Consider the following 25,164-nt stretch of genomic DNA (forward strand, 5'->3'; position numbering starts at 1 on the left):
GTTCTCACCCAACTCAGCAGTACCCGGCAGGCCCCCTATTCTCCCCGCGAAAAAACAGCACCCCGACACGCCTACAGACGCAAAGCCAAACCCCAAACACAACCAACACGTTTGTTCCTATAACCCGAGCATGTACACCAAATGCATATCGGGATGCAATTCTAAAGAATTCCCAAGCACTGACCAGCAACACCATGATGTACGACACGCCGTACCTTGCCTTCGAGCGCACTCGAAGCTTTACGCTCGGCAGCATGAACGAACACGCACCAAACTCAACAATCTGGCTCATCACTGGCGCTTCATCCGGATTTGGACGCGCACTCACCGTAGCGGCACTGCGTCGCGGCGAGAAGGTCGCGGGAACAGCGCGGCATCTCGAACGTTTCGCCGATCTCGTCAACGAATATGGTGATCAATTCCTCCCGATCGAACATGACATCCGCGATCGAGACATGGCCGCATCCGTGGTTGACCAAACGATTAGGCAATTCGGCGGACTCGATGTGCTTGTTAACAATGCGGGCGTCGGCCAGGTCGGCACAGCGGAAGAGGTCACCGATGCGCAGCTGCTGGGCATGCTCGCGCAGCATATTCTTGGCCCCGCAGCGATGGTGCGCGCGGCATTGCCGACCATGCGAGCGAACAACCACGGGGCAATCGTTCAGATGAGCAGCCAGGGCGGGCGGCGCTCATTCCCGGCCGTCGGCAGCTACTCTGCCGGAAAGTTCGCACTCGAAGGCTGGTCCGAGGCGCTCGCTGGCGAGGTGGCGCCGTTCGGAATCAGAGTCCTTATCGTCGAGCCAAGCCGATTCCGGACAGGGTTCAACCGCTCGGACGTGCTGCAGCTCGCCGAGGAAAACGCAACGTATGACGCTGTCGTGGGCAACGTACGCGCCGATATGACAACATCCGACGGGCAGCAGGAAGGCGATCCCGCCCGCGCCGCCGAAATCATTCGCCGCGTCCTTACTGCCGATAATATGCCTTTGCGGCTGCCACTCGGCACGGAAGCGGCGCACAGCCTCGCAACGCTCTACGAAACGCAGCTGACGAACACGCGGGCAATCGCCGAGCTTTCCGCCTCGGCTGATTTTCCCGACGCGTCGCACGCCGGACGCGGGTTCTGACGGCGATTTGGCGGTCAATCTCCTGCTTGTACACTCATTGATATGCCGACTCACGAACTCATCACTAGACTGCTCGACGCCGCCGATGCAACTCCTGCAACGGATACTATCGAGGTGCTCCACGAGCTGCTTGACGATTCTACGATCGAAGCGATCAGTGCGCCTGTCCGCATTTCAGATGCGGCCGCGCTGACCGGCCTCTCTGCATACACGCTGCGCTACTACGAGTCGAAGGGACTTGTGCACCCTCGCCACAACATGGCTGGATATCGCGAGTATTCGGCGTTCGATCTGCGCAGGATCGTGTTCATCGCACGGATGCGGCTGTCCGGCATGACAATGGCGGATTTGCAGCGTTACATTGGCCTCGTCGAGCAGGGTGACACGACGATGCCACAACGCCGAGCGCTGATGATTGCCCAACGCGAACGAATCGAACGCCAGATGCGGGAGCTCTCATTGGCGCTCGAAACGACAAACTACAAGATTAAGACCTATACGCCGGAAATGACCTCGGACTAGACAAAGTAACGATAAGCGCGTCACAACACTTGAGCGCCACCGACTGTTGTTCAACCTAAGCGGAAGCATTTTGGCGTAAAACCATAGCTGGAACTCGCGTAAAATCGCAAATCAAACTGGCGTAAAATCATAAATAGCCACACTAGGCGTATAACTTCCCCTTTTCCCGCTCCGGCGCAGGTTCCCAACGCCTTCTTATCAGACAAGCCACACCGGCTATCGGGTGTCGGCGATACATATTGTCGCGATATGCATTGTATATTCGACAGCGCGTATGCATCGCAACGCATTCCATGAGATCGACATCTGCCGATACCGATATTTCGCAAACGAGGTAGCCATATTGAAGGCAGACACTGTGAAGGACGACACTGTACACGAGGAAACCCGCGTCTCCGCCAGAACCAAACTCTCTATCGGGGCGACGGCACTGCTCTCGTTCGTCGGCGTGCTGACCGAGACCTCGCTCAATGTCACCTTCCCGACCATGACCAAGGAGTTCGGGCTGCCCCTGTCGACGATTCAGCTGCTGACCTCCGGCTATCTGCTCATGGTGACACTGGTGATGAGCACCTCGTCATTCCTACTCAAGCGCTTCGACGCCCGGCTGCTGTTCCGGCTCGCGATCGCCACCAGCCTGGCGGGAACCGTGCTGTGCAGCATTCCGGCGGACTACTGGGTGCTGCTCGTAGGCCGACTGCTGCAAGCCGCGGCCACCGGAGTCTCGACACCGCTGATGATGCATGTGATTCTTTCGCTTATTCCCCAGCGCCGACGCGGAACCTACATGGGCATCGCAGGCATGGTAATCTCCCTCGCTCCCACCCTAGGGCCAACATATGGCGGACTGATCAACTATTACTGGTCATGGCATATCATCTTCGTGCTGACCGTGCCCTTGCTGCTGCTGTCCTACGTTCTGGGCGAACTCTATCTGCGTCTTTCGCCGCGCAGCAAAGCGGCGCAGCATTTCGATGCGCTCGGGCTCATATTGCTGACGTTTGCCTTGGTCTCTTTGACCCAGATATTCGACCGGCTCGGCGCCAGCGGCACCTTCAACGCCCCGGTGCTCATCGCCATCGCGGCAACCGTGGTCGCATTCGCTCTGCTGATATGGCACAGCATATCCAGCCACGCACCGCTGCTGAACGGCAGGCTGCTCAAAACGCCGACCGTGGGCCTGCGTGCCATCAATTTCTTCATCCTGCAATTCATCAATATCGGCAGCTCATTCCTCATCCCCGTATTCGCCGAGCTCTTTTTGGACGCGAACTCCATGCACGCCGGTCTGCTGCTGCTTCCCGGCTCGCTGCTGGGGGCGCTCATCACGCCGTTCGCCGGATCATTGTACGACCGGCATGGAGCCGTGCTGCCGCTGCTCGTCTCGAACATTTCGATGCTGATAGGCGTCGGCGCTTTCTGGTGGCTCACCGGCAACCTGACCCTGCCACTGATCACCGGACTCTATCTATTCCTGAAGCTGGGATTCAACCTCGGTTACAGCAACACGATGAGCGATGGGAGCAAATATGTCACCGCTGAGCAGCAGACCGATTTCAACTCGATGTTCAACACCTTCCAGCAGTACGCCGGATCCCTGGGCACCAGTGTCCTGGCCTGCTCGCTGGCCATCAGCCAGATCGCGCTGCCTGGCGACCCCAAGCACACGGCAGTCGAAGGCACCAGCCACGGCTTCATGCTGCTTATCGCCTTGGCATTTGTGGCGCTGCTCGCAACACTCGTCTCGGTCGCATTACGCCACAAGCCGCCGATTCGCCTCACGCCTGTCAAGGTGTGAGTGTCGGCTGCGCATGAGTTGCGGGGATCGCGAGGACGCCATAGACCCGAAAATGCCATGCGACACGGGGACGGCGGAAGCTGCTACGCGAGCTGAATCTCGCCGACGATGGTGGCCGGCCCAGTAAGCGTGACGGTGTTGTCATCACGCACGATGACGCGCAAACGGCCGCCGCGCACGGCTATCGTCCACTGGTGAATGCCGGTGAGGGCCTGCAGAATCACGCCCGAGGCGCACAGACCGGTGCCGCAGGACAAGGTCTCGCCCACACCGCGCTCGTTGACGCGCATGAATGCCGAACCTTGATCCTGCTGCGAGTCCAACGCGCGAATCGCAAGAAACTCAACGTTCTGGTCGCTTTCGATCGCCGGATTGACCATCGGCTTAGTCACCAGATCGAGCATCTCCACATCCGGCAGGCTTGCGGCAGCCAGTTCGCTGTTCAAGGCGGCGAATTCCGGCCCCTCAAGCTCCTCGCCAGCGCTAGCCGTGACGCCGAGAACCGCGACAATATGCGGATTGCCCATGTCCACGAAGGTGCCGTTGGCCTGACCTGGCGTTCCCGGAATCGTCACGCGGTATTCTCCAATGGCCCCGCGTGAAAAGGCGCCCATCTCCACTTGGAACACGTCCTGCCCCAGCTCAGGCACATCGCCCAGCGACGTCAGCGTTTTCACTCCGGCGCGGGTCGCAAGCGCGAATGGGCTTCCTGCGGCGGCAAGGCCGAGTTTCTGCGCGAATAGAGTGATTGCCCGGGTGCCGTTGCCGCACATCTCAGCAATGCTGCCGTCAGCGTTGCGATAGTCCATAAACCATTCGGCTCCGGCTGCCTTGCAGGCTTCAACCAGAGCGCTGTCCAGTCCGCGCATGTCTTCGGTGCGTGCGAGCCGCAGCAGGCCGTCGCCGCCGATGCCGAAATGACGGTCGCACAGCCAGCGCGTTTCCTTCTCGCTCGGCTCGTATGCACCGTCCGGGTCCCAGTACATGACGAAATCGTTGCCGGTGGCGTGGCCCTTGGTGACCTGCGTGGGAAGTGTCATACGCCATAGCCTACTCGCTGGCCCGCACTCCGCCCTCCCCTGCCCGGCTCTCCGGCAGCAGCACATGAGCAGGGGCGATAGCGTCTGATTAATCTGATTAAATGGGAATGACTGCTTTGGGTGGGAAGAATCGAAAGAAAGGGCGTTCCATTGAGTGACGACATCGAACAGCAGCCGACGTCCGAAGTCGTGCTGTACCAAGCCAAGGGCAGAAACGTGCCAGTACAGGTCACGTATGCAGATGAGACGTTTTGGCTTTCGCAAAGAGGAATTGCCGACCTTTTTCCGTAACTCCACAGACAATAACGCGTCATCTTCAGAATATCTATGACGAAGATGAGCTTACGCCGGAGGCAACTTGTACATCTTTTGAACAAGTTCGCAACGAAGGCAGCAGAACGGTTCGCCGCGAAATCGCGTTCTACAATCTCGATGCGATCATAGTCGTGGGATACCGGGTCAGCAGCAAGCAGGCCACACTGTTCCGTCAGTGGGCCACCAGTACGCTCAAAGAGTACATCATCAAAGGCTTCGTGCTCAATGATGACATGCTCAAGAACGGTCGTGCGTTCGGTCAGGACTATTTCGATGAATTGCTCGGCCGGATACGGGATATCCGCGCTTCTGAGCGCCGTTTCTACCAGAAAATCACCGACCTTTTCCAGGATGTCAGCGTCGATTACGACAAGAACAGCCAGACCGCTAGGGATTTCTTCGCCAACATCCAGAACAGGTTCCATTATGCGTCAAGCGGACGCACTGCGGCCGAGATCATCAGCCAACGAGCCGACGCCGAAAAACCGCATATGGGATTGACCAGTTGGAAAGGCTCTCCCGAGGGCCGAATCCACTCATCTAATGTAACCGTAGCGAAGAACTATCTGAGCCGAGGGGAAATTGACCACCTCAACCAGTTGGTTTCGGGATTTCTCGACGCGGCTGAGTTGCGTGTCAGGAATCACCAAATCACGACTATGGCCGACTGCGTGGCATTGTGCAATCAGTACACCTTTACCGGAGGGGCAGTTCTCAATAATCGCGGGCATGCGAGCAAGGCGCAGGCTGATAAGAAGGCCCGGGCTGAATTCGCGAAGTTCGAACGGACGCAGCTCTCCGACTTTGATCGGCAGGTCAGAGGCATCACCCATGGTGTCGATTCATCAATGGGCATGAGCGGGAGGCGTTAGTCGCACTGCGCACTACGCGCGCGGCATTGTGCGTAGTGCACACGAATCGAACACGGCGAGGCAGGTGCTCAATTGGCGAATCGCTGCAATGGCGCGGCTTCGGCACGAATCATGCGATGTGCGCATGTTCGATTCGTGCGCACTATGGAAATCGTCTGGCGCGTAGTGCGCACGCCGCCAAGCATGCGAGTATGGTATTGCCCGTATGTCTAGGCAGGTTGGCGGCAAGTCTTCAGGAGGTTCGGTCCATGGTTTCGCGTGCAGCAATCGGCGTGTTCGATTCGGGGCTCGGCGGTCTCTCCGTCGTGCGGCAGCTGCGGCACGACCTGCCGAATGAGCGCGTGCTGTATTTCGGCGACTCAGCCAACGCCCCCTATGGCCGCAAAACCCCGGAGCAGGTGCGCGAGCTGTCCTTCGGCATTGTCGAACGTTTCGTGAGGCAAGGAGTCAAAGCGGTCGTCATCGCCTGCAACACTGCGACTTCCGCTGCCGTGGATGCGCTGCGCGAGGCGTATGACATTCCCATCATCGGCATGGAGCCGGCGCTCAAGCCGGCCTGCGACCGCGGACATGGAACAGCACAGCGCATCATTGTCGCCGCCACTCCCCTGACGCTGCACGAACCGAAATTCAAACGCCTTATGACCCGATTCTCGGATCAGCACACCATTTTTTCGCAGCCCTGCCCCGACCTTGTCGAGATCCTCGAACATGGTCAGCTCGAAGACCGCGACCGCGTCATGCGCACCTTGCATGGCTATCTCGATCAGTATGACCTTGATGCCATCGATTCCGTAGTGCTAGGCTGCACGCACTTCCCCTTCTTCCGCAGCTATTTCCGCGAGCTGCTGCCCGAAACGACGGCAATCATCGACGGCAATGCCGGAACGGTCCGGCACTTGCAGGTCGTGCTCGAATCCCTCGGCAAGCTCGCCCCAGAGGACGCGACGGGCAGTGCCGAGCTGCATAACTCGGACCCCAGCGAGCGCGTCGCCGCATTGGAACGCAGTCTGCTCGAACGATAAAGGGCATATAGCTGTCAGCGTACGTTTTATGACATGATTGCGGAGCCTGTATCGGAAAACGTACGATAACTGCAGCTCAGCGTACGTTTTCCGATACGGACCTGTGCCAGAATTTCAGCGCATAGGAGGCTGTCCGTCTTCATTCCTGCCCAATGTCCCGACACGACGGGTAAGCTCGGGCGCATTAGTAGGAAAGAGGCGCATTATGACTGCAAGCGCACTGATTGACGTCGGCGGAGGATTCCGTTCCATATTTGGAGCCGGAATCATGGATCGATGTCAAGAGCTGGGCATCGATTTCAACCATTGCTACGGGGTGTCGGCAGGGGCGGCGAATATGACCTCGTTCATCGCCCGGCAGCACGGCCGCAACCACCGCTTCTACACCGAGTACGCCTTCCGCAAGGAATACGCGAGCGCCACGAACTTCATCAAGGACCGCAATTTCGTGCACCTCGATTACGTGTACGGCGATCTGTCGAATCACGACGGTGAATTCCCTGTCGATTACGCCGCATTCGAGGCCAATCCGACCGAATTTACCGTAGTGGCTTGCAATGCCTTGGATGGCTCCACCAAGTACTTCGACAAGTCCGATATCGGCTTCGACCAGATGGATCCGGTCAAGGCCTCGAGCGCCGTTCCAGTTGCCTGCAAACCGTACGTCATCGACGATGTGCCATATTACGACGGCGGTATTGCCGACCCGGTGCCGGTGCAAAAGGCGCTTGACGACGGCAATGAGCGCGTAGTGCTCATCCTCACCCGGCTCAAGGACGTGCTGCGTGAGCAGCGCAAGGACATCGCGCCCGCGCGCATCCTCAAACGCACTTACCCCGCCGCGGCCGAGCACTTGCTCAACCGCTACCAGACCTACAACGACGAGGTAGCCTTCGCCAAGGAATGCGAACAGGACGGCCGCGTGCTCATCCTCGCGCCCGAAAGCCTCTACGGCCTCTCCACCCTCACCAAGACCTACGAAGGCTTGGAGCGCATGTACCGCGCCGGCTACGCACAGGCCGAGCAGATCGCCGATTTCCTCGCGTCGTGAAAGTGGTTGGCGTGACGCCGCGCTAACCGAGGCTTAATAGAGCGAAAGGGGCGCTGCCCCCAAGCTCAGTGGCCCTTTCGCTCCATTATCTGCGGTCTATAACCTAAAACCTACTACTTCGCCTGCGTCTCGTTGGCCGTGAGCATGGCGCTGGTGACCTGGTCGTACATGTTCTGGTAGCCGGCCGGTGTGGAGGCGGGCAGCACGACGGTTTTCGCGTTGTTCGACTCGCTTAGTGTGCGCAGCACGTCGAGGTACTGGTTGAAGAGCACCACGTTGTTCACGTCGGAGATGTTCATGCCGACGGCCTGCAGGCTCTTGATCTGGTCGACGATGCCGTTGGCGATCTCGCGGCGGTAATTGGCCTGGCCCTCGCCCTGCAGCCGGGTCTTCTCGGCCTCGGCGGCAGCCTGCGTCTCGATCTGGATGCGCTGCGCGTCGGCGCGATTGCGCGTGGCCTCCTTCTCGCGCTGGGCGGCGTTGATCGAATCCATAGCGGCCTTCACTGCATTGCTCGGGTCGATGGCGGTAATCAGCGTCTTCACCACAGTGAAGCCGTAGCGCACCATCTCGGAGCCTACGGTCTTCTGCACGTCAGCAGCGATATCGTCCTTGCGGGCGAAGGCATCGTCAAGCGTCAACGCCGGAATGGCGGAACGCAGCGCATCCTCCATGTAGGAGCGTAGCTGGCCCGAGGGGTCGCGCAGCTCGTAGTAGGCCGTCGCCACGTTCTCGGGGTTCACGCGGAACTGCGTGGACGCCACGACCGTGACGAAGACGTTGTCGAGCGTCTTGGTCTCCAGCTTCACATTGAGCTGGTTGACGCGCATATTCGTCTTCATGACGATGCGGTCCACCAGCGGAATCTTGACATGGATGCCGGCGAACTGCACCTTGTGCAGCTTGCCGAATCGCTCGATGATATACGCCTGCTGCTGCGGCACGACATACAGCGCCGATACCAGCAACGCGACAACAAGCACCAGAACGACAACGAAGAACACAACGGACCCGATCATGATGACCCCCTTTGGGCTATGTCGCAGAACGGCCATCGTCCGGCGGCTTCATTCCATCGTATCAGTCGAGTGGCATGTTATAGCTGATCAGCTTTTTGATTCGTTGGGAATCGATATCGGTACAGCGGTGAACCTTTTCCTTGCGCAATCAGTGAGTGAAGGCGGCCTGCCATTCCGTCCGACGACAGTGACTCCATTCGAGCAATCGGTGCTGGATGCCGCTGCGGAGACTCCAATGCATGTCAACAATATGGATGAAATGAAGGAGAAATAATCCGCAACTCCTAGGCTGGCCTACTCATCTGCGTTTCTGCGCGATATACGCTTCCTCTTCTCACCCAATCACAAAGCCCAGCAGGGTCGCGGCCAAGCTGAGTATGAGCATGCCACCGGTGTGCTGCAGCGCGCGCAGGGGCTCATGCGCCTTGATGAGGCGCACGCCTTCGACGCTTGCGGTGCTGAAGGTCGAGTAGCCGCCCAAGAATCCAGAGCCGAGCAGCAGACGCACGGTGTCGGAACCGATATGCGAGGTCACCCAGCCAGTGAGAATGCCCATGAGCAGGCAGGCGGTGATGTTGACGACGATGGTGCCCAAGGGGATGGTCAGGCGGTTGCGCTTGTTGACCCACGTATCGACGAGAAAACGGCTGGCAGCGCCAAGGCCACCAAGCAATGCAGCAAGAACGAGCATCATGACTGGTCTCCTTTCTGCGAGTCCGTACGGGCAGTTGCATTAGCTTCGCCAGCCTCAGCAGTCCCGTCAACTTCGACGATTGGCTGTGCTCCGAAGTCAGCAGAACCAGCGGAATTCGTTGGCGCAGCAAGGCCTGTATCATCTGTATTCCCTGCTGCAGCCGTTACACGACGATGTCCGAGCCATTCTCCCGCGCTGATTCCCAAACCGGCGCACACCAAGCCCACCACCACGCTGATGGCTAGATATACCAACGCCAATGCGACAGCGTGGCCGGTTATGCGGGTATCGGTTTCCAGAATGAACGTGCTGTAAGTGGTGTATCCGCCGATGGTGCCAGTACCTAAGCCGAGTCGCCAGATTCGCCTTGCGCCGACGTCCTCGCCCGTAGTGGCCAGATATTCCAACAGACAGCCAAGAATGAACGACCCGGTCAGATTGATGAGTAAAGTCATCCACGGCCACGACGCGTCCGGGGCCTGCAATTTGCTCAATGAGATGCGGATGAGTGAGCCGACGCTGCCGCCTGCGAAAACAGCGGCGACGGATTGCAGCAGTACTCTAGTGCGCGAGTTCACTCGTCCCCCTCGCCTTGCTGTTTGCCGTCGTTGCCGGTTTGCGCGAAGATTCCCGCAACGGCACCATCAGCATCAGCGCCAGCGTCAGCGCCAGCGCCACCAGCACTAGCAGCATCGTCATACTTCCCCAGAGGTATCACTACGACCGGGACGCTCTGGCCGTGTTCAAGACGCACCGAAATCGAGCCGCGCAGCCACTCTTCGACTGCGGCGACGGGGCCGTGCTCGCGCGTCCCTACGATAATCGCCTTGGCATCTGCACGCTTCGCCTCATCCGACAGCCGACGCATGGGGTCGCCACCGAGACGTCTGAAGGTCACAGGGAATCCGGAGTTCCGCGCCATGCGGTCAATGCGCTGCCCCAGCTCAAAAGCCTGCACGCGCTGCTCCTCGTCCAAGCTGTCAGGGTCGAGCGGTTCCCAATGCCCATCGACCTGTATCAAGGTAGGATCGACGTAGACGGCGATCAGCCTATCGAACAGGCCGGTCTTGGCCCAGCGCAATGCCGTCTGCATAACCAAATCGGGCTGGTCGGGCGCGATGCCGACAATCGCCACGCGCTGAGATGTCGCGCCACGAAGAGCACCAGCACCAATCCCCCGCTCCCCTTGCGGCTGCTCCTGTTGCGTCGCCGCACCAGACGGCCTACGAGCAGCCGAATTCCGAGAACTACCAATAGCTTCCGCCATGCCAAAGCTCCTTTCAGCAATATGCCTAACGGCATGGCACAACGTCACGCCGTTACACGACAGATTGAGTAGGAACCATCAGCATGGCGTTAGTGAACATTGCGTTCATAACCAACCGTGCGGTTCGGACATACGTCCAGGCGGGGCCCATCACCGTTCTGCCCGACAGCCTACCACTTCTACGCCCATATTGCATTCGGGTGCATACGATTCAGGCAGATGCACGCCGACAAACCCCGAGCCACACCCCACCAGTATGCTCAGTACGCGCCGGCAATCGCTTGGTCGAGGTCGGCGATGAGATCGGCGGGATTCTCAAGGCCGATGGAGAGGCGCAGCAGGTTGTCGTTCACGCCGGCCGCCAGGCGGTAGCGCTCCGGGACTTCGCGGTGCGTAATGCGGGCCGGGTTGACGATCAGCGAGCGCGAATCGCCGATGTTGGGCACATAGGAGAACAGTTTGACGCCGTCGACGATGCGGTTCACATGCGATTCGTCGCCCTCGACCTCGAAGGAGAGCACGGTTCCCACGCCCTGCGGCAGGTATTGCGCGACTAGTTCGTGCTGCGGGTCGTCGTCCAAGCCAGAGTAGTTGACGCGAACGATATGGTCTACGCCGCGCAGATGCTGGGCGATGAGCTTCGCCGTGGCGACTTCCTGACGCACACGCTGCGGCAAGGTCTCCAAGCCGACCATCTGCAGATAGGCGTTGAAGGGCGAAAGCACCGCGCCGAAGGTACGCACGTATTTGGTTCGGATGCGCCTGATGAAGGCCGCATTGCCGAAGGCTTCGGCGAAGCTATGCCATACGCCGTTGCGTTCGTCGCTGATCACCAGCTCCTTGCGGGTGAGATGCGGGAAGCGGCCATTAGTCCAATCGAAGTTGCCCGCGTCCACGATGACGCCGCCCAGCGCATTGCCATGCCCGGAGATGCCTTTCGTGGTGGAATGCACGACGATGTCGGCGCCGAATTCGATGGGGCGCAGCAGGTAGGGCGTCGGCACGGTGTTGTCGACAATCAGCGCAATGCCATGCCGGTGCGCCAAATCGGCCAGCGGCTTCAAGTCAGTGATTTCAGTCGATGGGTTGGCAACGGTTTCGGCGAAGATAGCCCGCGTATCCGGCCCGATCTTCGATTCGACTTCGGCCAAATCGTTGATATCGTCCACGAAATCAGTATGCACGCCGAACTGCGGGAAGAAACTGTCCATTGCATCCACCGAAGCGCCATACAAGTCGGTAGGCGAAATGATGCGCCCGCCGCCTTCGGCCGCGCACAGCAGCGCGAAGGAGACCGCGGCCATGCCGGAGCCGACGGTGACCGCGCCGATGCCGCCTTCCAGCTGCGCGATGCGCTGCTCCAACGCATCAACGGTGGGATTGGCGACGCGCGAATAGGAGAAGCCGCTCACTTCGCCGGAGGCGAGCGCGTCCGCGTGCTTAGCAGAGCGCAAGGCATAGGCAACGCTCGGGTAAATCGGCGCGCTGGCCGAATCGTGGTTGGCGGAAGGGTCGTACCCGCTGTGGATGCTGCGCGTCGCAAACCCGAATTCGCTGCCCGGAGCATCCGCTCCCGCCTGAGCATCCTCTCGAACGTCCTCGCGGCATCCGTCCTCCGGCGTCCTGTTCTGCGACATAATATCCACTCCTACTTCCTCAATCTTCGCGACGCTTAGCAACTGGCGACTAGGCAACCAGCATCTGAAGCCTCGCACTACAGCAGCACGCTACACAGCTACATGGGCATGCAGCACGTTCGCACCATAATGCCCGCACATTGCATCCATATGACTTCATAACATACGCATCCCTACGAAACTAACGCGACCGAACACCTAAGCCACGCGGATTCTTATAGCAAAAATTTATATGCGGTTCATAAATCCACAAAAAAAGCGTGTCTCGCAGTCGTTCTAACTTCTATCTATATGTCCACAGAAGCGTTGCGCAGCCTAGCCTTCTATCATTAGCGGGCTAGTCCCGGCTCAACTCCCGGTCATAGCGGAGAAATGCCTGCACCGCCTCCATGAGCATCCTGCCAACTGTGCAGAACGCTCGGACCACTATCTGTGCATATATGCAAATCGCCAATTAGTCCGGCCGCGTGAGGCACAGCATAAATAAAGAGGAGCCGGGTATCCTCCTCTACGCAGAAAGACACCACAAGGTAACAGCTACGAATTCCATTCTACGAAAGACTGCGGGTGCAGCGACAGAGTCGGCGATCTCACAATCTCCTACAGCTATCAGCAGTTCGATACTATTATCATCTTCATCACAGTGGTCATACAGGTCATCATCGTGGAGGCCGTGCAATCCTTAGGCAACCGGTATGCGCGACGTTCGCGTCATACCGCTACAGAGCAGGGCTAATCATCGCTACCCCGCCACCTGCCCCTTAGCTCCTGTAGCTGTTCACACATTTCGATACGAGGACCGGGTTCGTGCGGTCAGCAGCGCATGACATTGCAACGCCAAGATAATTTAGACATTGAATTTTTCAGAAACCTCTACGCGAGGACGCAGATCGACGTTGCTAATATGCACATCATCACTGGCTTCTATGATGAACCGTATCGCACCGGCGACCGTAGCCGGATCGATATAATCCGCTGGGGTGAAATCGACGTCCATTTCGGCGTTAATGGTACGCAGCATGCCAGTATTGATTTGCCCCGGGTATATCGTGCTCACGCGCACTCCATTTGATGCCTCCTCCATTCGCAGCGTGTCGGCATATCCACGTAGCGCGTGCTTGGACGCTGCGTATACCGAGTGCAGCGGCACACCGCGTTCGCCAGCCCCGGAATTCAGGAATACCACCGTGCCTTTGGATATGCGTAGGTTTTCGATGAGTGAGTCTACGACCATTGCCGGCCCGATGACGTTAGTGCCCATCATCAGCGTCCACATGTTCTTCGGCGAATCCGTCGCAGGGGCGGTGTGCGAAACGGCCGCAGCCTGCACCAAGGCGTCCAAAGGAGCTTCTCCCACCACCTGCTGCAATCCGAAGATCGATTCTTCGTCGCGCACATCCAGTCGAACAGCCGCTACTCCCAAAGCCTCAAGCCGAGTAAGGTCTTCGTCTTTGCGCGCAGTAGCAATCACCTCCCAATCATCCTTGAGCAATTGCGCAGTAGCATAGCCCACGCCACCGCCAGCACCGGTAATCACCACTCGTTTTCTGTCATCCATGGCTTCTCCTTAATACGAACCTCATAAGATTTCACTGCGCTTTGCCCAGATAGGCCTCCTGCACGCCGCTATCAGCGGCAAGATGTCTTGCTGAACCTTCGAGCACGATTTTCCCGTTGAGTAGAACGAATCCGTAATCCGCTATGCTCAGTGCGAGATCCGCCTGCTGCTCGATGAGCAGAATGGAAATGCCAAGTTCGTCGCGCAATGATTTGACCGCTGCCAGTACCTCATCCACCAGTTTTGGAGACAGACCCATGGTCGGCTCATCCATGCAGATCAGCTTTGGCTTGCTCATCAAGGCACGGCCGAAGGCAAGCATTTGCTGTTCGCCGCCGGAGAGGGTGCCGGCCATTTGATTACGCCGCTCTTTGAGCCGCGGAAAACGGACAAAAACGTCATCCACATCGGACACAATATCCTTGCCTCGCTTGCGAATATACGCTCCGGAAAGCAGATTTTCAGTCACCGTCATTTCCGGGAATATCCGCCGAGCCTCGGGCACGGACGCTATACCGCTCCGGACGCGGTTCTCCGTGCTGACTCCCCGCAAATCCTTGCCTTCATAGATAACCTTGCCATCCTTTGGGCTGAGCAGTCCCAGAATGGTGCGCATCGTGGTGGACTTCCCCACGGCATTGCCGCCGAGCAAGGAAACGATCTGTCCTTCGCGCACATTGAGCGACACATCGTAAAGCGCTTGCACCGGACCGTAGTACACATCGGTATGCTGCATATCAAGAATGTACGGGGCATCAGCCGAGATCGGCATTCTATGAGGGATGGGCTCAGCATCTGCCTCGTTCACCGCAGCAATTCCCTCATCCGTCTGGGGCTGCCCTCGCTTATCTCCGCCAAGATAGGCATTGATCACTTTCGGATCATTACGTACCTTCGAAGGAACACCTTCGGAAATAATGGCGCCGTTGTCCATGACGATGATCCAGTCGGACAGAGCCATGACGAAATCCATCTTATGCTCGACAAGCAGCATGGTGTTGCCTTCGCTTTTCAGCTTGAGCAGCAGCTGCATGACTTCCTCGGTCTCGTTCTGGTTCATGCCCGCTGTGGGTTCGTCCAGACACAGCAGATGCGGAGAAGCGATCATCGACCGGCCGATCTCGGTGCGACGTTTGTTCGCGTAGGAAAGCGAGTAGGTCAAGTGATCAACCATATCGACCAAGTGATCGCCAAAGGATTGCACCTGATTGCTCACCTGCCGTGTGACTGCATTCATCTCCTTGCGGGTCTTAGGCCCCGGCATAAGGTTGAGTCCAAGCTCACCAACCAGCGACGGCCACTTTGCGAAAGGGTAGTCCTGCAATTGCTTGAACGGTCGACCCGACTCCATCTTTTTATGCAGGCCCATTTCCAAATTGTCATTTACGCTCATGGTGCCGAAGACTCGGCCGTTCTGGAATGTACGAGCGACGCCTGCATCAGAGATCTCGCGCTGCTTCATGCGTTCGAGATGTTTGCCTTCGAAGACAATCTCGCCGGAATCCGGATTGAACAGGCCTGAGATCATGTTGATGGTTGTGGATTTTCCCGAACCATTAGGCCCAATGATGGATACGACTTCGCCCTGATGAATAGTGAACGACGTATTGTTCACCGCATGCACGCCGGAAAAAGACTTGTCGAGTTTTTTTATATCCAACACCACTGGGGAATCCGCTCCGTGCTCGTGCTCATCATGCGGTTCATCATGTCGCTGCGCATAATCAGCGACGATTTGAGTTTCGGCAGTCATGTCTTTTACTCCTTCTTGGCGAACAGGCCCTGCGGACGGAACAGAATAATAAGGATCAGCAAAACGCCATAGACGATGATGCGACCGGACGACATGAAGCGCAGCAGTTCCGGCGATCCCACAAGGACAATGGCGCCGATAATGGTGCCGATCGGCGAATTAAGACCGCCGAGCACCGCGATAGTAAGTACCAACGAGGACATCGCGAACGGGAACATCGAGGGATCGATGTAAGTATATTGATGCGCCATAAGAGCCCCGGCGATCCCTGCGAAGAATGATGCTATGGCATACGCCAGAGCCTTGTAGGCGGAGGTGCGGATGCCGATGGATTCGGCGGCCACGGGATCATTGCCAATAGATTCGATGACCTTGCCCAGATGCGAGCTTCGGATGCGCATGATAATCGCCAGCTCGATGAGCAGAAATGCCAGAACCATGATGTACTGGAACTGGGGCGTGAACAGAGTGAATCCGAAAATCTTGGGAAAAGGGATGCCGGTGATGCCGAGTGAGCCTTTGGTAATCGGCTCCGCAATGCGAATCAAAGCCACGGTCACCGCACCTACGCCGATTGTGCCGATGGCTATGTAGTGGCCCGAGAGCTTCCAAATCGGGAAGGTTATGATGCCCGATAAAACAGCTGCAACAAGTCCACCACATACGACGCCGATGAGGAACGGCACATTGAACCGCCCCACTAGAATCGCCGAAGTGTAGGCACCAAGTGCTATGGGACCCGCCTGTCCCAAGGCGACCTGCCCTGCAGAGCCCGAGACCAAGGTCAGTCCCATTGCCGCAATCGCATAGATCATAATTTGGATGCCGACCGAGGAGAAATAGTCCGAAGCGAGGAACGGGGACACGGCAGCGGCAATGATCAGTATCGGCGCAAGCCACTTCGGTATGCGATATGCTTTGGCGCCTCCTGAGAAGGAGCCGGCCATCGGCTCATGCATCACCTGTTTGCCTCCGAACAGGCCGTTGGGTCGTATGATGAGAATGATAAGCAGCGCACCATAAGTTATCAGATCATGCGCACCGTCGCCGAAGATATACACTCCCACAGATTCGATGATACCCAAAGTGAAACCGCCTGCAACAGCTCCGGGCATGGATCCAAGACCGCCTATAGTGGCCGCTATGAACGCCGTCATACCAACGGAGGAGCCGGTGTTCGGGCTGACATTCGAATTGAACATGCCGACGAACACTCCAGCTATGCCGGCTAACGAGGACGCAATAACAAAGGACAGATTCTGGATGCGCTTGACGGGAATGCCCATCTGACGGGCCGCTTCGGTGTCCTGCGAAGTAGCCCGGATAGCCTGGCCCATCTTCCCATGCTTGAGGAAAAACCAGATGCCCGCCATGATGATGACCGTCAGGATCAGCATGACAATGTCCGATGTGCCGAAGCGCACCCCGAGCATTTCTATGTTGTGCGAAGGAAGCAGAGCGGGGAATGTGCGCGTTGGGGTATCGAACATCATCTGCGAAATATTATCGAGAATCATGCCCACACCGATAGTGGCCAGCAACGCCGCGACGGCAGGGCGTCCCGTCAGCGGCGACACCACCAGCGTATTGAGCAGCAATCCGATAACGCCCGTGATGACCATCACCAGCAGCAGCGTCGGAATCAGCGGCAGATCCAAGACAGACCCGAGCCACCATCCGCTCATCATGCCTATGCCGAAGACCGAAGCATGGGCGAAATTGGCTACATTGCTTACGCCGAAAATCAACGACATACCCAGTGCGACGATGGCGTACGCATTGCCATGCATGAAACCGGTTATCAATGTATCTATCATTGTTGCTGACCTTTCTGCATTCCTGTCGTCCAGCTCCGTGTCCCGGCTGCCCGAGAGCAGCCGGGACACGCTTCGCGGGAAGACAGGTCATGCGGATTAATTCATGACCTGGAACTTACCGTCTTTGAGCTGCAGCTTAAGGAAACTGGTGCTGGACATTCGCCGCGTCTTCTGATCAAAAGAGAATGTAGTCTTGTTGCCCACATAGCACGGGAAATCGGTGACGGTCTGCAACGCCTTCTGCACACCAGCACGAGTCGGACTGGTCTTGTTCATGCCATACGCAAGATCGATGATTGCGGCGTATGAGGTTTGGTTGAACTCGCCCGGATCAATCTTGTACTTGGCACGGAAGTCCTTGACGAACTTCTGCGCATTGGGATTGGTGGTATCGGTAGTGAATGGCGCCATGAGAATCGTACCTTCGCCGTTCTTGCCTGACGTGGTGATGTATTCGTTGGTAATTTGCCCTCCATAGAACGGGCCGGTATAACCGAGCTTGTCTCGCAGGGTGTTAATCACCAAGGCACCGTCCGGGCCATATCCCACATGGACGATGGCGTCTGGATGGGCATCGCGGGCTGGAATCAGGATGGGTGACAAATCGGTCGAATCGGCAAGGAACGAGGATTCATATGCAATGTCGATTCCTTTGGCCAACGCCTCTTTCTTGAATGCGGCGTATGCGGCCTTGCCCCAGTCGTTCTCGATGTAGACCGCGGAGATCTTTTTGGCTTTCTCGGCGACTAAGTCAGCCACTTGGGCCTGAAAATCGTCTTGGCTGTACTGCGGTGTCCACACATGGTCGCCTGTAGACGTGAAATCAGCTGCAGAGTTGTTGAATCCGTAGTGCACCAGACCTGCTTGCTGGAAGGTGGGAGAAGCCGCCATGGATGCACCAGAGGAGTAATCGCCGACAACCGCTACCACCGAAGAATCCGATGCGATTTTCGGGGCGATTGCGGCGGTCTGCTTGGGATCGGACTGCGTGTCATAGTACTTGAGCTCGATGGATTTGCCCTTGACTCCACCCTTGCCATTCACCTGTTCGACGCCGAGATCAAGGCCTTGCTTGAACATCTTTCCATATTCCGCATACTGTCCGGTCTCCGGATACATTACAGCGATGGCGACCTTGCTGGAGGATGAGCTGGACGAGCTTCCTCCGAATGTCGAATTCTGGGCGCATGCCGTAGTCGCCAGCACTGCCAGCACTGCGAATGCGCCGGCTATTGTTTTCTTAACTTTCATGGTATTTTCCTCTCTGTCGTCTGCATGCCGCAGAACGAATCATTATGGCTATTTGGTGGTTTGTATGGATGGGTATGGGTATCCGTTGGCTCAGTGCCCTGCTGTACGAAGCAGTTCGAGCGCCTCGTCGGAAGCAGGAGTAGGAATCGTGCAGCTTGGCGCTAGCAGGAATGGCTTGCCTTCGCGTTCTTCCATGGTCCGATCAAGCTGCGTTCTGACCTCATCAAGATCACTGCTCGGAGCGAACTGAGTGAAGTTGACGCCGCCAATTGGGACGATGCCGAGATCTTCGTCGATGGGGGGATTCCCGCTCATGAACTGATCCCAGTGAATAGCATCTATTGGGTAATCCGAAAACCACTCGGGATGAGATTCCATACGGCATGTATGGAACACTGAGACCTTGTCCTTCACTGCGGCAAGCACCTGCATATCGTATGGGCGGGAGAACTCGTCGAATTGCTCCTTGCTGAAGTAGCCGTTACTGGCTGTTCCGGTGACGGCGAAAAAGATGCCGTCGAGCCCAGCTCCTCCTTCCTCATAGGGAGCGACGAGCGCCTGAACGTATTCGATGCAGCTATCGGTGATACTCTGCAAAGCCTGCTTGGCAGCTTGAGGCTGGTCGAATATCAGCTCCTTGATGCCGAAGTCCGTAGTGGAGCCATAGATCGCATCGCCCTTGTACAGGGACATGCCGGCGCATTGCAGCAGGATGGACAAGGGTGAAAACATCGTCATTACCACGACACGGTCCTCGAAGTGCTTTCGTATCAACATCGCGCCTTTGACATGTTCCATGAATACCGGCGAATCGGCGAGCGCGATCCTGTCGATCTTGCTGACTTCAGCAGGTTCAGTGATGGCAGCTGAGAGCTGTTTTTGAATCGGATCGCTCGGACCGTATTCGTTCGGGTCATATGTCGACCCCCACACTTCGGAATAGTAGGTGGCGCGTGGATTGATCTTCACCCAATCCCAATCCCATTTCTCCACAAAATCGATGGAATGCTGGGCGAAATCCTCAGGGTCGTTCTCATGGCAGTTGAAATGCTGCCAGGCTGCGGTAAGGAATGGAACAGTGGTCTCCTTACCGTTGACGAGGTCCATAAATTCGGTCCTACGATTGGTCATTGCGTTCTCCTTAGTGGGTGATGCTGTCAAAACTTAAATGGTGAAGATATCGAAAGAAATAACACCGAGTTACAGAATCTATAGCAGCGCATCTGCGTGCAGCGCGTTGTACATGCGATCAAGGCATTCGACAAGCAGAGGATGCGGCATGGCAAAGTTCATGCGAACACAGCCTTTGCCGATCTCACCGCATTCGACGCCGTCAGTCAGGGCGACTCCGGCATGTTCGAGGAAGTACTCAGTTGGATGCTCGATGCCCAGAGGCGTGAAATCCAGCCATGCGATATACGTGCCTTGAGGAGGAACATAGCCGACCTTGCTGAACCGACCGTGCATCTGATCGTCAAGCAGTTCGAAATTGCTCCTGACATATTTCAGCGCCTCGAGGAACCACGGCTCGGCTCTGGTGTAGGCCGCGGTGGTGGCGATTGCGCCGATGGTGGCGGTCTGATGCTCGCTCCACTGTGCTCGCTCCATCCACAATACGAGATCCTTGGGATTGGTCAGCAGCACTTGCGCGCATTTGGTGCCAGGAATATTGAATGATTTCGAGGCGGAAGTCGCAGTGATGGCCTGTATTGCTGTGGTCTCATTGATCGAGGCAAACGGCACATGGGTATATCCGTCGAAAACGAACGGCGCATGGATCTCATCGGAGAAGATGCGCACACCGTACTGGGAAGCCAGCGCGGAGAGCCTGAGCTCCTCGTCGAGGGTGAGCACCTTGCCGATGGGATTATGCGGATTGCACAGCACAAACGCGCGGCAGCCGTTCTTGAAGGCGTCCTCGATGGCGTCGAAATCAAAGAGCCATTCCTCGCCCTCCTGAAGCATGTCAATCTCGATGACCTTTATCCCGTAGAGCGGCGGCACACTGAGAAACGGCATATACGCCGGAGTCGGCACGATAACGGCATTGCCCGACTTGACGATTTCTCGCAGGAAAATCTCATAGGCTTCAAGCACATCAGGAACCGGACGAATGCAATCCGGACTCACATCCCAGTCATAATGCTGTTGCTGCCAATCAGCACAGGCCTCAGCCACTCGGCGCTTCCAAGGATCAGGAATATACCCGAGTGCGCATTCTTCGGTCGCGTTCTCAATCGCCTCCTGAATACACGGCGCCAGCCCATAATCCATCTCAGCGATGAACGCTCCGATACAGCCAGGATAACGGGTCCATTTGTCACTGCCGCGCTTGGCGAGATCGTCAGCCGTCTCATGATCGATGCTGTCCGGATTGAATCCGGTAATCGTGAATGTTGATGTTTCCATGACCCCATTGTGCATGAATCAACACGGCCTCCGACTGCTTTTCTTCCCCCGAACAGTTAGAGCCATCGTACTGATTGTTATAACCGGTCACACACAGGAAACATGAAACACGACAGAAACGTTATAACTGTCCTATGCCGAATTCTATGCAAGATACTTCTTTGATGAGCGCCGCGCTTCGTCCTTGACCATGCCCACCGCCGGGCGGTCATCGCCGTTGCGCGTCACGAACAAGACCTCACGACAGGCGTTCTTGTCCTTGATGGGGCATGCCGCCAGATCATCACGCAGATACGTACGGGTGGAGAGCTGCGGCACAATGGACACTCCCATGCCCGTCTCCACCAAGTTCTGTGTTGCCCAGTAGTCGTCCGTGGAATGGGTAATGTCCGGCGAGAATCCCGCGGTTCTGGCCAGCGAAATCAGATTCGCCTGACAAGTCTCACATCCAGCAATCCAATGCTCGTCCCTAGCCGAGACCAGGGCGACGGGCTCCTGCGTGGACTCATAACGCTTGGCGATGGCCGATGCTCTGCTGACCAGCAGCAGCAATGGGTCCAGACCGAAAGAATCTGTTTTGAGATTCTCGTTGATCTCAAGAAAATTGGGAATGCTGCTGTACCGAAATATGATGGCGCAATCAGCCATGCCCTGAGCCAGCGCATCCATGGCTTCAGGAGGTTCCATCTGCATGATGCTCAGTCGCACATTTGATGACCAGCTCATACGTACCAGCACCTTGGCTACGAACGAGGAACATATCGAAGGAGGCGCCACCAGCCGAATATGCGAGGAGCTATGGCGGGTATATTCCTCGATGTCCTTACTCGCAAGCGTGAGCCGATTATCGATAAGCTGACCGTGCCGGGAAAGGATCAGGCCTATCGGCGTCAGCTCTACGCCATGCGACGTGCGCCGAACCAGCGTAGTCTTCAGCTCATCCTCACATTTCCTGATCTGCTTGCTGATGGCGGGTTGGGACCACCCGGTCTCGTGGGCCACTGCGGAAAAGGATCCGAGACGTTCGATATTCCACAATGTCACCATTATTTGCGGATTGAGCTGCACCATGGCAAACCTCCTGGTTGCACGCAAAATCTATGACATACCTATTGTCTATCATATATTGGCGTGTTTGCGGATAGGTAAGCACAGCGGTGTTACGACTATGTGACATTCCTGCATTAACGCAAAGCCTTGAACAGGCACTGTTCGATAGCGCAGAGAGCAGTAATCTTGCCACGCGCCGGAAGCACTTTATGGCTGCGACAGGTGTGAGCGCTCGCGGCAATGCCGACATTCATACGCGCCACGGGCCCTCATCACAGCTCTTTCAACGTTCGCAGCGCCACCGTGGCCAGCAGATCTGAGCCGCTCGCCAAGGCATCGAGCTTGGGGAAGAAGGTCGGGCCGTGCATGGGGCGATCGGCGTTGCCGACGCCGATATGAATGAAAGCGCCGGGCGCCTGCTGCAAGTAGTACGAGAAATCCTCGCCACCCAGCGACGGATGCGGAGCGGCAACCGTGAAGCCCACGTCGGTCGCGGTCGATGCGGCGAGCGCCGACCAGTGCGGGTCGTTCATCACCGACGGAGAGCCGTACTCCCACTCGAAATCCGCCGTGACGCCGTATGCGGCGGCGACTCCCTCCACGGCTGCCTGCAGCCGGTCATGGATTACTGTCCTGTCTTCGGGGAACGCGGTGCGTGCAGTGCCTTCGAGGAACGCCTGCGCCGGAACGACGTTCCATGTGCTTCCCGCCTCGACATGGGTGACGGTGACCACGCGCGGATGCGCCGGGTCTACATCCTGCCCGGCGATGGACTGAATGCCTTCGATGATGGCGACAGCAGGGCGAATCGGGTTGAGGCCGCCTTGCGGATGCGCGGCATGCGTGCCTCGGCCGTGCACGGTGACATGGAACTTGTCGACCGCGCCGCTGTCCGGCCCCGAGCCAATGATGACGGTTCCCGGCTTAGCCTCGTTGGTGTCATGCGTGCCGTAGAACGCCTCCACGTCGGCGAGTACTCCAGTGTTGAGCACGGCAACGGAGCCGGTGGGCGTATCCTTATCGGCCGCGACCTCCTCAGCCGGCTGCAGAATCACCTTGATAGTGCCCGCGAAATCCTTGCGCCGCTCGTTGATGATGAGCGCCGCGCCAATTGCGGTCGTCATGTTGTAGTCATGCCCGCATCCGTGCAGATAGCCCTCATTGAGCGAAGCGTAGGGCAAGCCGGTCTGCTCGGTGATCGGCAGGGCATCAATGTCGCCGCGCACCGCCACGACATGCCCCTCCCCTGCGCCCGTTCCTTCACCATGAATCACGGCAACCAGACCGGTTTTCAGCCCGGAATCCAAGATCTCGATGCCATGCTCATCGAATATCTGCCGTATCCGTTTGGTGGTCTCGAACTCCCGATATGAGGGTTCGGGATGCTGATGGAACCATTTCGCGTACGTTTCCAGTTCCTGCTGCAGATCGCGCTGAGGCATGAGCGGCTCGCTTTCCTATTGTTTTCCAAATGCACGCTGTCATAGCGCTAATTCATGGCGTCGGCACATATCGCATATATCGTGCGCCCCCTCTGCGCACGATTTCCGCTTTACGTACGTACCCCTCACGCAAACGCGCCGGAGCGCAGCTGGCTTTCAACCTCTTCGGCCGGAAGCTCCTCATACGCCTTGTCCAAGGCCTGCCCCAGATCTTCGACGAGATCATTGACATCTTCGATGCCGACGGACAGACGAATCAGCTCGTCGGTGATGCCGACTTTGAGGCGCTCCTCGCGCGGCAGCTCGAAATGCGTCATGCGACAGGGCAGCTCGGCGAGGCTTTCGACCGCGCCCAGGCTGACGGCGAGGCGGAAGACGTGCAGGCTGTCGAGCACGGTCGACGAGTTGACGCCCGGTGCCACCTCGAAGGAGAGCACGCCGCCGAAGCCGCGCAGTCCCTTGGCTGCCGCGTTCTCCCCGCTGCCGGGAAGGCCGGGGTAGTTGACTTTGCGCACCAGCGGATGGGCCAGCAGATACTGCGCGATGGCCAAGGCGTTGTCCTGCTGACGCTCCATACGCAGCGACAGGGTCTGCATGCCGCGGCGCACCGCGTCGCATTCAGCCGGGGCGAGCACGCCACCGATGCGGTTCTGTGCGAAGTAGATGCGCTGCGCGAAGTCTTCGTCCCGAGCGACGACGAGGCCGGCGATCACATCAGAATGGCCTGCGAGGTACTTGGTCGCCGAGTGAATCACGACATCCGCGCCCAAATCCAGCGGCTGCTGCAAATACGGCGTGACGAAAGTGTTGTCCACAATCACGCGAGTGCCGTAGCGCTGCGCGATCCGCGCGATAGCCTGCACATCGTTGACCTGCAGCAGCGGGTTGGTCAGCGTCTCGAAGTACACGGCCTTCGCCGGCGTGGCTTGTTTGCCGCCATCATCGCCATCGCTGTCATCGCCGTCATTCCCCGCGATAATCCGCTCCAACGACTCAAGATCGGCGGTGTCAGCTGCCTCGATGCGCAATCCCCAACGACTGAAAAACTCATTGAACAGCGAGTAGCTTCCGCCATAGATATTCTTGCCCACGACGATGCGATCCTCCGGTGAAAAAGTCGAAAGCACCGCATGAATCGCCGCCAGCCCGGAGGCGAAAGCAAATCCACGCACCCCGTGCTCGAGCTGCGCGATCTGGCTTTCGAGGAAATCACGGGTCGGGTTGCCGCTGCGGGCGTAGTCCCAGCGGGGCATGGCGTCAACCGATTCGAAAGCATAGGTTGATGAGTTGTAGATAGGCGGGTTCACGGCGCCGGTGGTGTTGTCATGCACCGGCAGCCCGTGAACCAGTTGCGTATTGAACCTCGTCATAGGCACCTCCTGGGACTTGTTTCATGCGGAATCCTGGCTGGATATGACCGCGACTTCAGCAACGCTAGGTCGCATAAGCCACATGCGGCAAGCTGGGAGGCATACACGTTATTTATAGGATGCTCAAAATCGTTGGAAATACTT

General features: G+C 57.5%; 22 protein-coding genes. 7 read left to right on the forward strand and 15 right to left on the reverse strand.

The features are described from left to right. Window positions 1-254 precede the first annotated feature (254 nt). The 3 genes from DDF78_RS06020 to DDF78_RS06030 all read left to right on the forward strand — a co-directional run bounded on the left by DDF78_RS06020 (window position 255) and on the right by DDF78_RS06030 (window position 3,450). Window positions 255-1,130 carry an SDR family oxidoreductase gene (locus tag DDF78_RS06020; protein ID WP_152580857.1) on the forward strand — a complete coding sequence of 292 codons (876 nt, stop codon included), beginning with the start codon at window positions 255-257 and terminating at the stop codon, window positions 1,128-1,130. Window positions 1,131-1,172: 42 nt separating this feature from the next. Continuing rightward, on the forward strand, window positions 1,173-1,652 hold the full coding sequence (locus DDF78_RS06025; RefSeq protein WP_152580858.1) for a MerR family transcriptional regulator: 480 nt from the start codon (window positions 1,173-1,175) through the stop codon (window positions 1,650-1,652). 358 nt (window positions 1,653-2,010) lie between these two features. After that, window positions 2,011-3,450: an MFS transporter gene (locus tag DDF78_RS06030; RefSeq protein ID WP_202613227.1), complete on the forward strand. Its 1,440-nt coding sequence runs from the start codon at window positions 2,011-2,013 to the stop codon at window positions 3,448-3,450. An 83-nt stretch (window positions 3,451-3,533) separates the two neighbouring features. Here the strand turns inward: DDF78_RS06030 and dapF are convergent, their stop codons facing one another. After that, window positions 3,534-4,490 (reverse strand): diaminopimelate epimerase, encoded by a 957-nt coding sequence (gene dapF, locus DDF78_RS06035; RefSeq protein ID WP_152580860.1) that lies wholly within the window; start codon window positions 4,488-4,490, stop codon window positions 3,534-3,536. 251 nt (window positions 4,491-4,741) lie between these two features. On the opposite strand from dapF, the gene DDF78_RS06040 reads away from it, so the two are divergent. From DDF78_RS06040 to DDF78_RS06050, 3 genes are all read left to right on the forward strand, one after another. Further along, a complete protein-coding gene (locus DDF78_RS06040; RefSeq protein ID WP_237564576.1) occupies window positions 4,742-5,677 on the forward strand; it encodes a virulence RhuM family protein in 936 nt (311 codons plus the stop codon). A 248-nt stretch (window positions 5,678-5,925) separates the two neighbouring features. Next, complete coding sequence (gene murI, locus DDF78_RS06045) at window positions 5,926-6,702, forward strand: glutamate racemase (protein ID WP_152580861.1); 777 nt, start codon at window positions 5,926-5,928, stop codon at window positions 6,700-6,702. A gap of 205 nt (window positions 6,703-6,907) precedes the next feature. Beyond that, window positions 6,908-7,753 carry a patatin-like phospholipase family protein gene (locus DDF78_RS06050; RefSeq protein ID WP_202613228.1) on the forward strand — a complete coding sequence of 282 codons (846 nt, stop codon included), beginning with the start codon at window positions 6,908-6,910 and terminating at the stop codon, window positions 7,751-7,753. 113 nt (window positions 7,754-7,866) lie between these two features. Here the strand turns inward: DDF78_RS06050 and DDF78_RS06055 are convergent, their stop codons facing one another. Beyond that, window positions 7,867-8,772 (reverse strand): SPFH domain-containing protein, encoded by a 906-nt coding sequence (locus DDF78_RS06055; protein WP_152580862.1) that lies wholly within the window; start codon window positions 8,770-8,772, stop codon window positions 7,867-7,869. Between DDF78_RS06055 and DDF78_RS06060 the strand changes: the two genes are divergently transcribed. Next, a complete protein-coding gene (locus DDF78_RS06060; protein WP_162000731.1) occupies window positions 8,771-9,046 on the forward strand; it encodes a type II toxin-antitoxin system RelB/DinJ family antitoxin in 276 nt (91 codons plus the stop codon). The genes DDF78_RS06055 and DDF78_RS06060 overlap by 2 nt on opposite strands. A gap of 60 nt (window positions 9,047-9,106) precedes the next feature. Here DDF78_RS06060 and DDF78_RS06065 read toward each other — a convergent pair whose 3' ends face one another. From DDF78_RS06065 to DDF78_RS06125, 13 genes are all read right to left on the reverse strand, one after another. After that, the gene (locus tag DDF78_RS06065; RefSeq protein WP_152580863.1) at window positions 9,107-9,466 is read right to left on the reverse strand and encodes a fluoride efflux transporter FluC; all 360 of its coding nucleotides are present in this window, start codon (window positions 9,464-9,466) and stop codon (window positions 9,107-9,109) included. Then, window positions 9,463-10,044 carry a fluoride efflux transporter FluC gene (locus DDF78_RS06070; RefSeq protein ID WP_202613229.1) on the reverse strand — a complete coding sequence of 194 codons (582 nt, stop codon included), beginning with the start codon at window positions 10,042-10,044 and terminating at the stop codon, window positions 9,463-9,465. Before DDF78_RS06070 ends, DDF78_RS06065 begins: the two co-directional genes overlap by 4 nt. Further along, complete coding sequence (locus DDF78_RS06075; RefSeq protein WP_152580864.1) at window positions 10,041-10,733, reverse strand: universal stress protein; 693 nt, start codon at window positions 10,731-10,733, stop codon at window positions 10,041-10,043. The genes DDF78_RS06070 and DDF78_RS06075 overlap by 4 nt, the downstream gene beginning before the upstream one ends. 260 nt (window positions 10,734-10,993) lie before the next feature. Then, the gene (locus DDF78_RS06080) at window positions 10,994-12,370 is read right to left on the reverse strand and encodes an O-acetylhomoserine aminocarboxypropyltransferase/cysteine synthase family protein (RefSeq protein ID WP_152580865.1); all 1,377 of its coding nucleotides are present in this window, start codon (window positions 12,368-12,370) and stop codon (window positions 10,994-10,996) included. A gap of 847 nt (window positions 12,371-13,217) precedes the next feature. Next, a complete protein-coding gene (locus tag DDF78_RS06085; RefSeq protein ID WP_152580866.1) occupies window positions 13,218-13,928 on the reverse strand; it encodes an SDR family NAD(P)-dependent oxidoreductase in 711 nt (236 codons plus the stop codon). Window positions 13,929-13,959: 31 nt separating this feature from the next. Beyond that, window positions 13,960-15,681: an ATP-binding cassette domain-containing protein gene (locus DDF78_RS06090; protein WP_152580867.1), complete on the reverse strand. Its 1,722-nt coding sequence runs from the start codon at window positions 15,679-15,681 to the stop codon at window positions 13,960-13,962. 5 nt (window positions 15,682-15,686) lie between these two features. Next, entirely contained in the window at window positions 15,687-17,498 is a 1,812-nt protein-coding gene (locus DDF78_RS06095) for an ABC transporter permease (protein ID WP_152580868.1), read from the reverse strand. A gap of 96 nt (window positions 17,499-17,594) precedes the next feature. Further along, window positions 17,595-18,749, reverse strand: a complete 1,155-nt coding sequence (locus DDF78_RS06100; RefSeq protein WP_152580869.1) for an ABC transporter substrate-binding protein — start codon at window positions 18,747-18,749, stop codon at window positions 17,595-17,597. Between the two features lie 90 nt (window positions 18,750-18,839). Continuing rightward, window positions 18,840-19,880, reverse strand: a complete 1,041-nt coding sequence (locus DDF78_RS06105) for a uroporphyrinogen decarboxylase family protein (protein WP_152580870.1) — start codon at window positions 19,878-19,880, stop codon at window positions 18,840-18,842. A 78-nt stretch (window positions 19,881-19,958) separates the two neighbouring features. Continuing rightward, on the reverse strand, window positions 19,959-21,158 hold the full coding sequence (locus DDF78_RS06110; protein WP_162000733.1) for a MalY/PatB family protein: 1,200 nt from the start codon (window positions 21,156-21,158) through the stop codon (window positions 19,959-19,961). Window positions 21,159-21,302: 144 nt separating this feature from the next. Next, on the reverse strand, window positions 21,303-22,229 hold the full coding sequence (locus DDF78_RS06115; RefSeq protein WP_152580872.1) for a LysR family transcriptional regulator: 927 nt from the start codon (window positions 22,227-22,229) through the stop codon (window positions 21,303-21,305). Between the two features lie 251 nt (window positions 22,230-22,480). Next, complete coding sequence (locus DDF78_RS06120) at window positions 22,481-23,650, reverse strand: amidohydrolase (protein WP_152580873.1); 1,170 nt, start codon at window positions 23,648-23,650, stop codon at window positions 22,481-22,483. Between the two features lie 125 nt (window positions 23,651-23,775). Further along, window positions 23,776-25,020, reverse strand: coding sequence for a trans-sulfuration enzyme family protein (locus DDF78_RS06125; protein ID WP_152580874.1), 1,245 nt, complete (start codon window positions 25,018-25,020; stop codon window positions 23,776-23,778). Window positions 25,021-25,164: the final 144 nt, after the last annotated feature.

The sequence above is a fragment of the Bifidobacterium tibiigranuli genome, assembly GCF_009371885.1.
Lineage (GTDB): Bacteria > Actinomycetota > Actinomycetes > Actinomycetales > Bifidobacteriaceae > Bifidobacterium > Bifidobacterium tibiigranuli.

What these genes read in the sequence shown, in the direction of transcription:
- DDF78_RS06020 (WP_152580857.1), top strand. Translation starts at nt 255, where the DNA reads ATGAACGAACACGCACCAAACTCAACAATCTGGCTCATCACTGGCGCT.
- DDF78_RS06025 (WP_152580858.1), top strand. Translation starts at nt 1,173, where the DNA reads ATGCCGACTCACGAACTCATCACTAGACTGCTCGACGCCGCCGATGCA.
- dapF (WP_152580860.1), bottom strand. Translation starts at nt 4,490, where the DNA reads ATGACACTTCCCACGCAGGTCACCAAGGGCCACGCCACCGGCAACGAT.
- murI (WP_152580861.1), top strand. Translation starts at nt 5,926, where the DNA reads ATGGTTTCGCGTGCAGCAATCGGCGTGTTCGATTCGGGGCTCGGCGGT.
- DDF78_RS06050 (WP_202613228.1), top strand. Translation starts at nt 6,908, where the DNA reads ATGACTGCAAGCGCACTGATTGACGTCGGCGGAGGATTCCGTTCCATA.
- DDF78_RS06060 (WP_162000731.1), top strand. Translation starts at nt 8,771, where the DNA reads ATGATGACCCCCTTTGGGCTATGTCGCAGAACGGCCATCGTCCGGCGG.
- DDF78_RS06055 (WP_152580862.1), bottom strand. Translation starts at nt 8,772, where the DNA reads ATGATCGGGTCCGTTGTGTTCTTCGTTGTCGTTCTGGTGCTTGTTGTC.
- DDF78_RS06065 (WP_152580863.1), bottom strand. Translation starts at nt 9,466, where the DNA reads ATGATGCTCGTTCTTGCTGCATTGCTTGGTGGCCTTGGCGCTGCCAGC.
- DDF78_RS06075 (WP_152580864.1), bottom strand. Translation starts at nt 10,733, where the DNA reads ATGGCGGAAGCTATTGGTAGTTCTCGGAATTCGGCTGCTCGTAGGCCG.
- DDF78_RS06080 (WP_152580865.1), bottom strand. Translation starts at nt 12,370, where the DNA reads ATGTCGCAGAACAGGACGCCGGAGGACGGATGCCGCGAGGACGTTCGA.
- DDF78_RS06085 (WP_152580866.1), bottom strand. Translation starts at nt 13,928, where the DNA reads ATGGATGACAGAAAACGAGTGGTGATTACCGGTGCTGGCGGTGGCGTG.
- DDF78_RS06090 (WP_152580867.1), bottom strand. Translation starts at nt 15,681, where the DNA reads ATGACTGCCGAAACTCAAATCGTCGCTGATTATGCGCAGCGACATGAT.
- DDF78_RS06095 (WP_152580868.1), bottom strand. Translation starts at nt 17,498, where the DNA reads ATGATAGATACATTGATAACCGGTTTCATGCATGGCAATGCGTACGCC.
- DDF78_RS06100 (WP_152580869.1), bottom strand. Translation starts at nt 18,749, where the DNA reads ATGAAAGTTAAGAAAACAATAGCCGGCGCATTCGCAGTGCTGGCAGTG.
- DDF78_RS06105 (WP_152580870.1), bottom strand. Translation starts at nt 19,880, where the DNA reads ATGACCAATCGTAGGACCGAATTTATGGACCTCGTCAACGGTAAGGAG.
- DDF78_RS06110 (WP_162000733.1), bottom strand. Translation starts at nt 21,158, where the DNA reads ATGGAAACATCAACATTCACGATTACCGGATTCAATCCGGACAGCATC.
- DDF78_RS06115 (WP_152580872.1), bottom strand. Translation starts at nt 22,229, where the DNA reads ATGGTGCAGCTCAATCCGCAAATAATGGTGACATTGTGGAATATCGAA.
- DDF78_RS06120 (WP_152580873.1), bottom strand. Translation starts at nt 23,650, where the DNA reads ATGCCTCAGCGCGATCTGCAGCAGGAACTGGAAACGTACGCGAAATGG.
- DDF78_RS06125 (WP_152580874.1), bottom strand. Translation starts at nt 25,020, where the DNA reads ATGACGAGGTTCAATACGCAACTGGTTCACGGGCTGCCGGTGCATGAC.